13 protein-coding genes are annotated in these 13484 nt (G+C 45.3%); 5 read left to right on the top strand and 8 right to left on the bottom strand.

Features of this window, described 5'->3' with window-relative positions:
* Together PMPD1_RS05580 and PMPD1_RS05585 are read right to left on the bottom strand one after the other, a co-directional pair.
* The gene (locus PMPD1_RS05580) at positions 1 to 759 is read right to left on the bottom strand and encodes a MurR/RpiR family transcriptional regulator (protein WP_173633102.1); all 759 of its coding nucleotides are present in this window, start codon (positions 757 to 759) and stop codon (positions 1 to 3) included.
* Positions 760 to 905: 146 nt separating this feature from the next.
* A complete protein-coding gene (locus PMPD1_RS05585; RefSeq protein ID WP_173633103.1) occupies positions 906 to 1352 on the bottom strand; it encodes an RcnB family protein in 447 nt (148 codons plus the stop codon).
* A gap of 294 nt (positions 1353 to 1646) precedes the next feature.
* Here PMPD1_RS05585 and PMPD1_RS05590 point away from each other — a divergent pair, with 294 nt between their 5' ends.
* Positions 1647 to 2327 (top strand): NAD-dependent epimerase/dehydratase family protein, encoded by a 681-nt coding sequence (locus tag PMPD1_RS05590; RefSeq protein WP_173633104.1) that lies wholly within the window; start codon positions 1647 to 1649, stop codon positions 2325 to 2327.
* Positions 2328 to 2348: 21 nt separating this feature from the next.
* Here the strand turns inward: PMPD1_RS05590 and PMPD1_RS05595 are convergent, their stop codons facing one another.
* From PMPD1_RS05595 to PMPD1_RS05620, 6 genes are all read right to left on the bottom strand, one after another.
* Positions 2349 to 2981 (bottom strand): response regulator transcription factor, encoded by a 633-nt coding sequence (locus PMPD1_RS05595; protein WP_173633105.1) that lies wholly within the window; start codon positions 2979 to 2981, stop codon positions 2349 to 2351.
* A 323-nt stretch (positions 2982 to 3304) separates the two neighbouring features.
* Complete coding sequence (locus tag PMPD1_RS05600) at positions 3305 to 3526, bottom strand: hypothetical protein (RefSeq protein WP_173633106.1); 222 nt, start codon at positions 3524 to 3526, stop codon at positions 3305 to 3307.
* Positions 3527 to 3560: 34 nt separating this feature from the next.
* On the bottom strand, positions 3561 to 5702 hold the full coding sequence (locus PMPD1_RS05605) for a peptidase domain-containing ABC transporter (RefSeq protein ID WP_173633107.1): 2142 nt from the start codon (positions 5700 to 5702) through the stop codon (positions 3561 to 3563).
* Between the two features lie 37 nt (positions 5703 to 5739).
* Positions 5740 to 6993 carry an HlyD family secretion protein gene (locus PMPD1_RS05610; protein ID WP_173633108.1) on the bottom strand — a complete coding sequence of 418 codons (1254 nt, stop codon included), beginning with the start codon at positions 6991 to 6993 and terminating at the stop codon, positions 5740 to 5742.
* A gap of 29 nt (positions 6994 to 7022) precedes the next feature.
* Positions 7023 to 8342: a TolC family outer membrane protein gene (locus tag PMPD1_RS05615; protein WP_173633109.1), complete on the bottom strand. Its 1320-nt coding sequence runs from the start codon at positions 8340 to 8342 to the stop codon at positions 7023 to 7025.
* A gap of 42 nt (positions 8343 to 8384) precedes the next feature.
* Positions 8385 to 9014, bottom strand: coding sequence for a response regulator transcription factor (locus PMPD1_RS05620; protein ID WP_173633110.1), 630 nt, complete (start codon positions 9012 to 9014; stop codon positions 8385 to 8387).
* A gap of 710 nt (positions 9015 to 9724) precedes the next feature.
* Here PMPD1_RS05620 and PMPD1_RS05625 point away from each other — a divergent pair.
* The 4 genes from PMPD1_RS05625 (at position 9725) to PMPD1_RS05640 (ending at position 13398) form a co-directional block, all read left to right on the top strand.
* Positions 9725 to 10204 carry a winged helix-turn-helix domain-containing protein gene (locus PMPD1_RS05625; protein ID WP_173633111.1) on the top strand — a complete coding sequence of 160 codons (480 nt, stop codon included), beginning with the start codon at positions 9725 to 9727 and terminating at the stop codon, positions 10202 to 10204.
* Positions 10205 to 10307: 103 nt separating this feature from the next.
* The gene (locus tag PMPD1_RS05630; protein WP_173633112.1) at positions 10308 to 11354 is read left to right on the top strand and encodes an HlyD family secretion protein; all 1047 of its coding nucleotides are present in this window, start codon (positions 10308 to 10310) and stop codon (positions 11352 to 11354) included.
* Complete coding sequence (locus tag PMPD1_RS05635; RefSeq protein WP_173633113.1) at positions 11354 to 12262, top strand: ABC transporter ATP-binding protein; 909 nt, start codon at positions 11354 to 11356, stop codon at positions 12260 to 12262. The genes PMPD1_RS05630 and PMPD1_RS05635 overlap by 1 nt, the downstream gene beginning before the upstream one ends.
* Entirely contained in the window at positions 12259 to 13398 is a 1140-nt protein-coding gene (locus PMPD1_RS05640; RefSeq protein WP_173633114.1) for an ABC transporter permease, read from the top strand. The genes PMPD1_RS05635 and PMPD1_RS05640 overlap by 4 nt, the downstream gene beginning before the upstream one ends.
* The last annotated feature ends 86 nt before the right edge of the window (positions 13399 to 13484 follow it).

The raw sequence follows: 13484 nt of genomic DNA on the forward strand, positions 1-13484 counted from the left end.
TTACGTCGTTGGGTTGCCTGGGAAAAGGTGCTTTAGAAAGCAATATTGACAGGTGTAATAAAACAAGGTTTGCAGGGACATTTTCAACGCGATGAACGCCATATCGCCCGAGTGCAGCGTTGAAGCATACAGCAACCCATCGGCAATCGAATTTTCGTTCTTATCCAGCGTAACTTTAAATGAGGCGGCTTCCGCATCTTTAATGGTTGAAAGTAGCTCGATTTCATCGGGCACTTTTTCTTTTAACGACGGGAGAAGAATAAAGGTATCGCTGTCGGTCAAAGCGGTTTCAACAATGCTTTTCGCCGCATTGTATTCGACCGGCATACACAAGTAACCTATATCGTTAAAATCCTGAATAATACTCATCACCAGGTTGGTTAACTCGCGTGGATAACATAGGTAGATTTTTTTACTGGATTTCACCACCTCAAAAAAACCGGCCAGCGTACTTTGGCTGTTGAGCTTTATTACTGAGTTAATGTCATTACTGAAATCAATTTCAAACTTTTCACGGGGTTGTTTGCCGATGCTTTTCGCATTGGCCATTAAGTCATATTTAAATTGTGCGAAGCCGGAGTAGCCCAAGTTCTTTGAAAAACGTACCACAGTGGGTTGACTGATTTGAGTAACTTTGGCGATGTTGATCGACGTCAGCTTATCGATTTTAAAAAGATTGTTCATAATGAAGGCGCTGAGCGTTTTTTCGGCGCCGCTGCCGGTTTGCTTCATTATTTCCAGCTTTTCAATGACATTCATCTTTTCGCCTTTGAGTAAAAAGACAGTATCCCATGCGCGTAATCAGAAGAAAAGTTATTCACCGGCGTTTCCATCACCTGACGCAAGGTGGTGAAATCCCCCTTCGCGCGCTGTGAACGGGGATTCGCTGTTTCACTAATGCAGGGTTACTGTGAGAAGAAAATATCGCCAGATTCCGCTTTCAAAATCTTCCCATCGGCATCGGTAATCAATACGTAATTACCGCCCATATAGGTCCAGTGGCTGCCCGCATCGGGCTCCGGAAGGTTACGTTTTTTCCACTCAACGATCTGATAGTGTTTAGAACGATAGAGATCGGGAACGGTATCGCCAATTTTAAAACGTTTGAAGTCAGCGAAAAAGGACTGGCTTTCAAAGGAGTGAGGCCCTGATTGATCGGCCTGGGCAGGAGGCGCAGCTTGATCGGGCTGCTGGGCGGACATTGACTGATCCGGCGTCATGGTCTGTGAGGGTTGTTCCGTTGGCGACGGCGCCGCTCCGACTGACTGATTTTCCCCATCGGCGAACGAAAGCAGAGGCAATGCCCCAACCAACATCACGCCTGATAACAACATACCCTTCAACTTACGCATAGTTTCTCCAAAATTAAACCCGTCCGGCCCGCCAGCAAACCGTCCAAATGAGAGGGAAGCAACCGCGGCCAGCGGCGTTGCGCGCCACCCTCTTTCCGCGGTAGAAGATAGAGCTATCTTAATACACAATGCGCATTATTTTTGTTAAAAAAATAGCGATGTTGTAAATATCAGAACATATCACGATCGGTGAGTTTCGCCGTGGTTGGTTTTACCGCGCAATCCCTTTCCCGGCGGCCGTTTTGCTTTATAGTGGATGAGCACAGCGCTTGGTCAACGCCAGAGGATAGAGAGATGAAAGTATTGATATTGGGCGCCACGGGAATGGTCGGGCAAGGCGTGTTGCTCGCTTGCCTGCAATCCACGCAGGTGAAAGAAATTCTCTTACTGGTCCGTCGTTCGCCGACGTTGGTGATTGACGATCCTCGTGTACGCATCGTGGTGTGCTCTGATCTCAGCAAGGTGGATAGCTTAGCGGACGCTGGCTGCGATGTGGATGCCTGCTTTTTTTGTATTGGCGTTTCGGCGGTGGGCATGGAAGAGGCGCGTTATCGCCAGATTACTTACGACATGACGCTAAACGTGGCGCGGCAGTTGGCCAATAGTCGGCCAGAAATGACCTTTATTTATGTTTCCGGAAGCGGCGCGGATAGCAGTGAGCAGGGGAGAGTGATGTGGGCGCGAGTTCGTGGTCAGACAGAAAATGCGTTGCGCCAATTGCCATTTAAGCAAGTGATTATTTTTCGCCCTGGCATCATTATTCCTGGTAAAGGTATTCGTTCTTCGACGCGACTGTATCGTTGGACATACCGGCTGCTGGGGCCCCTCTTTCTACTGATTCGCCCGTGGTCAAAGGGGACGATTTTGACCACGGAAGTGGTTGGCAAGGCCATGCTAAACAGCGTGGGTCGGCAAGATGTTCAGGGTATTATGACCACGCAAGATATTGACAGGCTGGCGGACTCGGGGCGATGAGTGCCCCGCACTATTCTGATATTAGCGCGCGGAATAGAAGAAGCTTACCGTGCGATAGAATGATGAGATGCCATTAACATTGAGCTTGCGATAGATATTGCTGCGATGAGTGGACACGGTTTTGGCAGAGATGCCTATCTCACGAGAAATCTGCTGATTGGTCTTACCTGAAATAATCAGCCTGAGTATTTGGTTTTCCCTGATGCTCAAGTTGTAAAATAAGTAATTGATTAAATGCTGACTATACCACGTCGACTGATAAGTATTCGTCAATGCTTTGGCTCCAAGCCTTTCGATGCCGGCAATAAATTCGGAACAACTGGCATTTTTGTTGATGATGGTAAAACCAAAGCCGGCAAACAGTTTGGTTAGTAACGCTGACTGGGATCCTTTACGCGTATTGGAGATAAAAATGGTATCCCTGGGATTGATTAAAAACCTGATCGGCTGATGTCTTACCGGGTCGAGAAAGCTTAGCGGTTTTATTTCGATAATGTGCAGGTCATTGCTATGGCGAGTACGATTGGCAGGAAACTGGTCTAATGATGTATATTGATAGAAATCACCTTTGTATCTTTTATGGTGTTGTAATAATTTCTTGATCCCACTGCAAAAGAAAGAATTCGAAGAAAATACGATTATATTATGCAACATGTTTCCTCCTGAAAATGTTAGCACGCTACCTAATGGCTTTTTTGTTATCACCTCACGCTCCCTACCTCCCTATTATTATTGAGCTTATGAATTTATATTACTCTTCTTTGTTATGATTTTTTCTCATAAATCACTCCGTAAATATGATTGATAAATGGAATGACGTGGGTAACGTAATCTATCTGCTTTAAGTGGTGATGAAGTAATGAAGCAGGTTGAAAAAAGAGAGTCGAGAACGAAGAAATATGAGGTATATTGAAGTTTTCTCATAAAAAGCATCAGCATAAATATGCTGATGCTTTGATAGTTTCATTAACTGCGTTTTACTTTTTTTTGCCTAACACTTCATCAAATGTATCTTTTAATTTTTTGAGTCCGTCGTTGACAACATTAGTAATACCGGTGAACATATTTTCGAAAATACCACCAAGGGTGTTATTTACAAAGTCATTCAGGTCTTTCATAAAACTACCATCATACAGACCGGATAAATCCAGTTTACCGCCTGAAATATTGTTCAACTCTGATTTTTTCAGTTCACGCATGGTACTCTCCATCCTATGGTTGTGGGTAATATAACTACAAACTACTTAACTGTACTGGGGCAATCTCTTGCACTACTCCGTCATTCAACATAATGACACGGTCAGCGCTACGAATCGTTTCAGGGCGATGAGCGATAATAACGCGTGTAATCTGCATCGCTTTAACAGCATTATTAATTAATAGCTCTTTTTCGACATCAAGATGACTGGATGCTTCATCAAGTACTAATATCACGGGTTCACGATATAGCGCTCTGGCCAATAATACGCGCTGATTCTGCCCTCCGGATAGCGACGAACCCATGTCACCAACCAAACTTTGATAACCCATTGGCATTTTCAATATTTCTTCATGTATTTGCGCTATTTTTGCAGCTTGTTCAACCCTTTCTTGATCGGGCTCCGAATCAAAGAAGCTAATATTATCGGAAATAGAGCCAGCAAACAGAATATCATCTTGCATCACACAGCCGATTGATTCGCGATATTGATACAATCCTACTTTTTGTATATCAGTATCGTCAATCATAATGCATCCATTCTCTGGCAATAAAAGGCCTAGTAATAGTTTTGCCAGCGTGGTTTTTCCTTGCCCGGAAGGCCCAATAATGGCAACCGATTCACCGGGTTGAATTTCGAAAGAGCAGTTATTTAAAACCAATGGTTCAGTTTCAGCATAACGGAATGAAAGATTTTCTATGGTTAATTTCGGCGGCGTGGTCAAAGTCCGTTTTTTGAGCGCCACTTCAGCGCCATGACGCCCATCTTTTTCCTGCTCGGTTAAGACGATATCGGCCAGACGCTCGCCATGCAGCCTCAACATACGAAAATCAATCATCGCATCAATGAGGCCGGATGCGCGGGAAATAAACTGATCGGAGAAGGACATAAAAGCAATCAACATACCGGCGGAGAAATTGCCATCCAGCACTTGCGTTGCCGCTAACCACACTAACGCAATGCGGCCAACCCCCGCAATAACGCCGTGTAAGGTACTAAAGCTAATCGACAGGCGCTGCACCACAATACTTTTATTGGTAGTTGCCACTAACGCGTTGGCATACGTACCCACGCGAATATCCTGTTTATTGTTTAATTTTAGCGCCTTGGCGCCGCGTACAGATTCTAACAAAATAGACTCGGCGCGGGCGGCGGTCACAATTTGATCTTCATTAGCTCGACGGAAAGGACGATAAGAGGCCCAGCGAATGACGCCATAGAGAACAAACTGAAGTAATACCACACTACTCAGCAAACTACTGTAGGTAAACAATATTACCAACGTAACGGTCGCCATAATGCCATCCAGCACAGTACTAATAAACCGGCTGGTCAGCGTGCTTTGGATGGTACCAATCGAACCAAAGCGGGAAATAATATCGCCAATATGCCGTGATTCGAAAAAAGATAAGGGTAAGCCAAGTAAGTGCGAACAGACATTTGCCGTCCACTGTACGCTTAGCAGGCTGGAAAACCAGGTGGTTACCCAGGAGCGCAGCGCGGAAATAGCGTTTTGCAAGATAATCACAAAAATGAATCCGACGCTAAGCAATGTCAGCAAATCGCGATCGGCGGAAACCAATACCTGGTCCATTACCCACTGCATATAAAAAGGGGAAAGTATCCCGAATAACTCTAAGGCAATGGATAAAATCAGAACCTGGCCGATGGCTGCGCCGATACCGTTAACGCTGCCAATCAAGCGCATCATTGAAATGGACTGTTTCTCCTCTGCCGGTTTAAACGTCGCAGAGGGCATTAATTCCAACGCGACGCCGGAGAAACAGCGAGACACTTCACTAAAGGGAACGTCACACACGCCGCGTGCGGGATCGTGGATGGTAATTCCCTTCTTTGAAACACTTTTTAGCACGACGAAATGGTTTAAATTCCAGTGCAGGATGCAGGGCTTGCGGAGTTTGACTAGCTCATCCACCTCCAGCCTTAACGCACGGCCTCCCAGACCTAATCGTCCGGCTACCAGCATAATATCAGCCAGTGTGGCGCCTTTTAGTGAGGTAGAGAAACGGCTACGTAAACTCACCATATCAATATTATATTTATAATAATTAAGGATCATTGCTACGCAGGCTAAACCACATTCCGCAGCCTGTGATTGCTGTATCACTGGCAAGCGTCGACGAAAACCAAAATTTAATGCTTTAAGAAAATCCATATGGTGTTAATTTCCTATCAAATCCGGAATAAATATATTAAAGGCGATGGCCTAAAGCGTATAAAGGTTCAAATACCCATTCGATAATATTACGTTTTTCAATTAAGAAGTCGGCCTCTAGCCTTATACCGGAACGCAATGGAACGTTTTTACCGTAGAGGGAGATATCTTGCTTATCTAAATTAACCGTAACTTGATAGAGCTTTTCCTGAACATTGTTGTCACCCGTAATTGACATCACTTCTTGTGGAGAGAGTGTGGCGGTAGAGACTTCGGCCACGGTTCCGTGCTGCACGCCAAATTTCTGGTAAGGATAGGCTTCATAGCGCAAAACGACCTTTTGGCCTGGATTGATAAAGCCGATTGAGCGGCTACCAACCATAATCCGGGCTTGTAATTGATTACCTTCGGGCAGGATATACAGCAGCGGCTGACCTGTATTGACCACTTGACCCAATTTACTCAGCAGGGTTCCTACCTTTCCAGATTGAGCGGCGGTGACAATAATCGCGCGACGAGACTCATTTTCAGCGATGGATTGTTCAATGTCCGCTAACCTACGCGTAATATCGCGTTGTTGGCTCAGCGAATTAAGCGGTTGTTCACGTAATTGTTGCTTAATCGAGAATATCCGCTGCTCTAAATCCATCGCCTGCCGATCGGTATCCTGTAGGCGGGCACTGGCTTCCAGCACATTATTATCTTGCTCATCCACTTGCTGGTTTGAGGCAAACCCTTGCTGGCGCATGGTGCGCAGCTTTTCCAGTTGCCGTTTTGCCAGGGTAAGTTGTTGCTGACGTTTAACCTGCTGTAACTTTATTAAACGCTGCTGGCTATTCAATGAGCCCAGTTGGCTGTTTAATCCACGTAACGTCTCTTCATTAATGGTCTTTGCGCCCGCCAGCTCGGCCTGCAATTGCGTACGTTGTAGCAGCAGTTGGTTATAGACAACCTTGCGGGTTTGACCGAGAGAGGTTGATAGCTCGGATGAAATCTCCAGCAACGGCATGCCCCGGGTGACTTGGCTGCCTTCTTTTACCAACATTTTGGTCACCGTCCCGGTTACCGGCGCGCTGACATTATAAACGCCTTGGCTAGGTAAAAGTTGCCCGTTGGCCGTCTCACGCTTGGTGTAACTACCAAAGACAAGAAAACTCACCACAACCATTGTCATGATGGCGACCAGCGAAATCACCAGCCAGCGCCACGGCGGACAATAGAGCGATACGGAGCCCATCATTTTATTTTTTTGCGCATCCAGCGCTTCTTGTCGGAAAAGTGAATCTGTCATTTTTATTCCCTGATTGTTCCGTCCGCGGATTAATTCGAACAGGTAATTTTTGCAAGAGATAAATGGCCGAGTTCGCCTAAAATACGCGCCCGGGTAAGTTTGGCGGTGAGGAGTTTATAGCGCGCTTCAGCGTTATTTTTAACCGCTTCGTAATAGCGTTGCCGGGCATTTAATTCGTCCATTTGCGTTCGTAACCCCATTTCTTTTCCCTTCAGAGTAGAGTTGACTTTATTTCCTTCAGATTGAATTACCTTTTGGCTGGAAGTTAATAACATTCGACCATTATGGATATTCAGTGTCGAAGTACGCAGCTCTTGCTTAATTTTTTGCTGAATATCTATCAATTGATAACGGGCTTGCTCTTTTTTGTACACTGCCTCACGCGATTGTGATAGCTGTAAACCCCCGCTAAATAGCGGAACTGAGACCGTTACGCCAACATTTGTATTGGTCGTTTTTGACGTTGTACCGAACCAGCGGTCAAGTTCATTTTCGCCTTCACCCCGGCTCCAGTTGGTGCCGTAACTGGCCTGAAAACGCACCACCGGCAAATGAGCGCTATGGGTCGCGAAGACGTCTGACTTGGCAATGTTAAGCTGGGTTATCGCTTGTTTAATATCAACATTATGTGCCAAAGCCTGATTAAATAAGGCCTTTTCGCTGTTGGTGGCCTCAGGCGCATTTTGCAGTAAACAGTGTGGTGAAATCGCCTCAATGTGGGCGTAATTAAGCCCGGTTAAACGCTGATATTGTGCTCCGGCGGTCAGCAGTTCATTTTCCGCCTCAATCACCTTGGCTTGTGAAACATCTAAATTGGCCTGTGCTTCATCAATATCGATGCGTGTCGCATCGCCGAGCTTTATCGCAGCTTGTGCTTGCGCCAGTTGATGCTGATAAGCTTTCGAAGCATGGCGCGCTGCATTTAACACTTCTTGTTGATAAAGCACATTGGCATAAGCATCGGCAACGTCACTAATCAGCTTCTCTTGCGCTTTCATCAGTTCGATCTCGGCACTTTCGCTCATCGCTTTTCCACGCATGTAATCGGCATACTTAGTGAGGTCGAAAAGAGGCTGGGAAAGCGAAATGCTCGAATCATGCCGTGTGACTTTCGCCGCGTAGGAGGCGCGGGGTTGATCCTGTTGGGTGTAAGAACCGCCAAGCTGGATGGTTGGCAGTAGCCCGGCCAAACCTTGCCAGCGTTTTTCATTGCCCGCCAATTGTTGATAAATCGCCGCCTGAATCTCCGCATTTGATGCCCCTGCGGCGCGGACGGCGTCCAGTAAAGTATCCGCCGTCGCCGAGTGAGAGATAAACAGGCCGATAAAAAAAGAGATTCTAAACTTCATAATTCATCCGATAAAAACATGTCATACATCTCTGCGGTTTGATCACGAAAGCAAATGATTTTCGTAGGCAAATTTCATTAGCTCTGCGTTGGAGCCAAGACCAAGCTTGCGCATCGCATTGTATTTATGCGTTGAAATGGTACTGAGGGATCGATTTTTTAATTCAGCCACCTCGGCGAGTGTATGACCAGAAACGATAAGTTTAATGATTTCCATCTCTTTATCGGATAATCCGAAACTGGCTTCGCCTGATTTTTCGCTAATATCTTTTATTTTTTCTGAAACGTAAAACTCATTCAATGCCAGAATGCGATCGCAGGCGGATAATAGTTCGCCAGACTGCTCCTTTTTACTCACGATGGCGGATACACCCAGATCTTTTAAGGTGTTAATCATCTCATTTTGTATCTTGTCGATAAGGATAACGATTTTCGTATTCACGCGGGTGCTTAACAGCCGACTAAACATCGTGATTCTACTTTCGTTTAGTGTGTTGGTTTCAATGTCAATCACCACCAAGTCAACCTTGTTGATGCTGACCGCACTAAATAATTGTTCATAGCTCAGGCAGATATGAATAACGTTAAACCTGTCTTCGTTATTAAATAAAGAGGAGAGGGCACCTAACACCAGTGGGTAAGGGTGCATGATAGCAACGGTTGAACTTAGCATAGTATCTATCCATGAAGTCTTGATTGTATGAAAAATAGGGCTAGCGTCACTAACCCAATACCTTGCAGATAATAAAGTGCATTTAACTAGAAACTAAAGTGAATTTAGCTATGTGATTTGTTATTTACACCTGAACGTAATGGGGAGAAGTAATATTTAGGACGATTCTTAACTGTTATTCATTATTACAAGTAGTATATCTTGTTTATTCCTCTGCAAACTCTCTGTTTTGATATACATATTGAAAATGAGTAGTTGGTTTTGCTAGTCATTTTAATTTATTTTACTAGTCATAATCTTCATAAGTTAAAAAGTGCCAATAATACGTCATGTTATTGATGCTTTTAACCACCATTGAGTGATAAATAAACATAATGATGTTAAAAAAAAGTCAATTTATCAAAAATAGTGTTATGGACATAATTTTCTTGCTAAGAGGTTCTGGTGTGTAATAGTGATTATTGATCCAGATTCATATTTGGTGTTTCGGACGGATTTGGGTTCATTAAACAGCAGATCAGGACGGCGATGACCTGCTGCTTTTTCGAATTAGGTTGATTTTTAGACAAATAACCCTGCCGGGCAGAGCTAAGAAAAAGAGTGTTTAAACAGCGAGTAAAACGTTGCTGGGGCATGGGGAAGTTAGCCGGAGAGTATAAGGACCAGTGGTTGTGGGCAAGGTCTGTTAAGCACCATACAAGGAGGATAATATGAGTGCACTTATCTATCGCATCATCGGAAAAGATTATTTTTTTATTGTTAATCATGAAGTTGGAATGACAACTTTAACTTCCTATCCTTTAAGTTCGCCGTGGGAAAACGCGGTTCCTCATCGTACAGTGGTGCTAAAGCCAACCGAATCACGTCTGCTAATGTTGCTTCTTTTACAGGGCGGCCACACGGTGACTAAAGCCACCATTATGGAGAGTGTTTGGAAAAATAAGGTCGTGACGGACAACAGCTTACGTCAGGTGATCCTTTCGCTGCGCAGTATATTGGACGATCGTGTCAAGCCCCATCACGTGCTGAAAAATGTGCCTGGCATTGGGTACAACATAATGAATAGCGAATGTATAGGTTGTTCTCGGCAAGACGATGCAGTACAGGAAGAGCCGGGAACATCTATCGACGGGGAGACTAACAACGTATCGTTGTTTAAAAAAATCTGGCGAATTTTCATGGCTTTCTGAATACTGAAACTAAAAGGAAATAAAACTTACCCGAAACTGGTTTAAATGGTTCTAAATTGATGCGCATTCACTTTCATAACGACAGTCTTTATGTAAGATCGTATTGAAATTAGACATCAATTATATGTGTTTAAAATGGACAGTGATTGAAACTGGTTGTGAATTTAACGATAAAGAAAGTGCGGCTTATATGGATATTTTTTCTCATACTTTTTTGTTTTCTGTGGCAATTGCCAGCGTAACACTACTTTCTGCCTGTGAGGAATCTAATCGGGATTATTTACAAGGCTATGTGGAAGGTGAGTTCGTTTATGTCTCTGCGGAGAGCGCTGGCAGGATTGGCACTATTTTTGTAAAGCGAGGGCAGCAGATCTCCGCTGGCGATAAACTGGCCGCGCTTGATGATGATATTCAGCAAAAACAGCATGAAATTGTCAATAAAACACTAAATTCGGAAATTTCATTGCTGAATAATTTGGAAAAGGGCGCGCGTCAGGCTGAGTTAGATATTCTCATTGCCCAAATTTCACAGGCAAAGCAGGATGCGAAAATTGCGAAATCGAAATTAACTAAATATGAAAAACTTCGAGAAAAAGGCTATGTTTCCGATTTTGAACTGGAACAAGCTCAAGCCGATAATCATCTTAAGCAGCAGAGGATTGCCGAATTATCTTCTCAGTTGAAAAATAAACAGCAGCCGTCTCGTAGCGATGAAATCGCGGCGCAAAAGGCAAAAATGGAAGCTTCGCGGCTGCAAGTAGAAAAAAGTCAGCTAGAAATGCGTCGCCGTCAAATTTTCAGCCCGGTCGCTGCTGAAGTTTACGATATTATCCACCACGACGGCGAGGTGGTTAGTGCGGGGACGCCAATTCTCTCTTTATTGCCGCCAGAGTCGGTAAAAATCCGCTTTTTTGTCCCTCACGCCAAACTCGCGCGCGTTTCCGTTGGCAGCCTTGTTCGGGTCAAGGTGGATGGGGCGCCCTCACTCATTGATGCTAAAGTCCAGTTTATCTCGCCAAAAGCCGAATATGCGCCGCCGGTTATTTTCAGCAGTTCGCAAAAAGAACGGCTGGTGTTTATGGTTGAAGCAACCACTCTACAGCCGCAAGAACCGATTCGTCTGGGGTTGCCTGTTGAGGTTATGTTGTAATGGATTACTGTATCCGATTAGAAAAGATTAATAAGTCATTTAAAACTAAGCATGTTGTAAAAGATTTAACGTTGGATATTCCGCGCGGAAAAATTACCGGGTTTCTGGGTCCCAATGGCAGTGGCAAAACTACCTCAATGCGCATGATGTGCGGGCTGTTGCGCCCAGACTCCGGCAACGGAAGCTGTTTCGGTTATGACATTTTCCGCCAGCGTGAAAAAATCAAACCGTTGATTGGTTATATGACACAAAGTTTTACGCTGTGGGAAAACCTGTCAGTAAAAGAGAACCTCTATTTTTTAGCCAAGCTACGCAATATTCCAAATGCCAGGCGCCAAGTGGCGCGGCTGATTGCGCGCTTTAACCTTCAACGTTTCGATAATGTGCTGACGGCGCATCTCTCCGGCGGCTGGCGTCAGCGTGTATCGCTGGCCGCCAGTATTCTTCATTCACCCAAAGTGATTTTATTGGATGAACCTACCGCCGGCGTCGATCCCTATGCCCGACGCGAATTCTGGAAGGTATTGCATGAGTTATCAAACGACGGCATGACCATTTTAGTCAGTACTCACTATATGGATGAGGCAGAACGCTGCCATCACTTGGCGTGGATGTCCTACGGTAGATTGCTGGCGGCGGGCACGGCAGAAACCATCATCCGTTCGCAAGGCTTGACGACATTTGCCGTTCGCGGCCCGACGTTGACCGATCTGGAGTGTGCTTTAGGGGAACTGGAGCCGGTTGAACAAACCGTTATCTTCAGCGGCACGTTATATGTCACTGGGAAAGATTATCAGTCGTTACATCGCGCATTGCAGCAATTACCCTCTGCCTATGCGATTGAAAAGACCTCGACTACTCTGGAAGACTCTTTCGCTCATCTGATGAAAAAGGTGATGCCGTCATGAAATGTTTTCAGCGGCAATATTGTATTTTCTCGATTTTTTTAAAAGAGTTAATTGAAATACGACGTGATAAAATCACCTTGTTAATGATCTTTGCGATCCCGATCGTCAATCTGTTTATTCTCGGTTTTTCAGTGAATAGCGACCCGCGAGAAGTACGCACTGCGTTAATCGATCATGACCGCTCGTCGCTGAGTCGCACGCTGATTGCGGGTATGACGAATACTGAATATTTTGCTGTGCGCCATGCGGACAGTGAAAAGCAGGCGACACAGTGGTTTCAGCAAGGCAACGTGCAGTTTGTGGTGGTGATCCCTGCCGGGTTTGGTAAAGCGCTACTGGCAGAGAAGCAGCCGTCGCTGTATGTGCAAACCGATGCGACCGATCCGGCCGCCACCGCCAACGCCACGCAGGCATTGATCGCCTTATTGGATACGGTTTTCAGTAATGACACGAAAGCGATTCCTGAGTTGCAAACTTACGGAAAATCGTTAGTTAGTCCGGTCATTCATAAAATGTTTAATCCGGAGGGCGTGGCGCGTTTCAATGTGGTTCCGGGGCTGATCGGCGTGATCCTATCGATTATTTTGATACTGATGACCAGCCTGTCGGTGCTGCGTGAGCGTGAACGCGGATCGATTATCCATATTATTAATTCGCCGGCTACCGCGCTGGATCTGTTGTTGGGCAAAACGTTGCCATACTTCCTGGTTGGAGCCCTACAGGCGGTGCTTATTGTTAGCGTAGCCACCTTAATCATGCGCGTACCGCTTCATGGCGCTTGGTTTTCATTGGGGGTTTTAATTGGCTTATTTATTCTTTTGTCATTAGCGGTGGGCATTATTTTCTCGACCATTACCAGCAGCCAGTTACAGGCCATGCAACTGTCTTCATTTTATTTTCTTATCTCGACCATGTTGTCGGGTTTTATGACGCCGTTTTTTGGCATGCCTGGCTGGTCGCAATTCTTCGGTTCTCTGCTGCCGATGACGTGGTTTTTACGGCTGGTACGTGGAGTGATGCTGAAAGGCTATACGCTGAGTGAGATGAGTAATGATTTTATATTACTCACCGCGTTAACCTTCGCACTGGTATTGCTGGCCTACTTCCTCTTCAGTCGGGCACTAAGGAGAGTCTAAAACTCACCCGTGTGCCATGACGGGCGTCAAGGCGAGGCTTTGCGCGTGCTGTTTTTTGCTGTATATTGCTGCTATGTGCAGTAATT

The sequence above is a fragment of the Paramixta manurensis genome, assembly GCF_013285385.1.
Lineage (GTDB): Bacteria > Pseudomonadota > Gammaproteobacteria > Enterobacterales > Enterobacteriaceae > Paramixta > Paramixta manurensis.

Bases quoted from the DNA above. Each gene is read 5' to 3' on its own strand.
- PMPD1_RS05595 (WP_173633105.1), bottom strand. From the start codon at position 2,981: ATGTTGCATAATATAATCGTATTTTCTTCGAATTCTTTCTTTTGCAGT.
- PMPD1_RS05590 (WP_173633104.1), top strand. From the start codon at position 1,647: ATGAAAGTATTGATATTGGGCGCCACGGGAATGGTCGGGCAAGGCGTG.
- PMPD1_RS05615 (WP_173633109.1), bottom strand. From the start codon at position 8,342: ATGAAGTTTAGAATCTCTTTTTTTATCGGCCTGTTTATCTCTCACTCG.
- PMPD1_RS05635 (WP_173633113.1), top strand. From the start codon at position 11,354: ATGGATTACTGTATCCGATTAGAAAAGATTAATAAGTCATTTAAAACT.
- PMPD1_RS05625 (WP_173633111.1), top strand. From the start codon at position 9,725: ATGAGTGCACTTATCTATCGCATCATCGGAAAAGATTATTTTTTTATT.
- PMPD1_RS05610 (WP_173633108.1), bottom strand. From the start codon at position 6,993: ATGACAGATTCACTTTTCCGACAAGAAGCGCTGGATGCGCAAAAAAAT.
- PMPD1_RS05640 (WP_173633114.1), top strand. From the start codon at position 12,259: ATGAAATGTTTTCAGCGGCAATATTGTATTTTCTCGATTTTTTTAAAA.
- PMPD1_RS05605 (WP_173633107.1), bottom strand. From the start codon at position 5,702: ATGGATTTTCTTAAAGCATTAAATTTTGGTTTTCGTCGACGCTTGCCA.
- PMPD1_RS05585 (WP_173633103.1), bottom strand. From the start codon at position 1,352: ATGCGTAAGTTGAAGGGTATGTTGTTATCAGGCGTGATGTTGGTTGGG.
- PMPD1_RS05620 (WP_173633110.1), bottom strand. From the start codon at position 9,014: ATGCTAAGTTCAACCGTTGCTATCATGCACCCTTACCCACTGGTGTTA.
- PMPD1_RS05600 (WP_173633106.1), bottom strand. From the start codon at position 3,526: ATGCGTGAACTGAAAAAATCAGAGTTGAACAATATTTCAGGCGGTAAA.
- PMPD1_RS05580 (WP_173633102.1), bottom strand. From the start codon at position 759: ATGAATGTCATTGAAAAGCTGGAAATAATGAAGCAAACCGGCAGCGGC.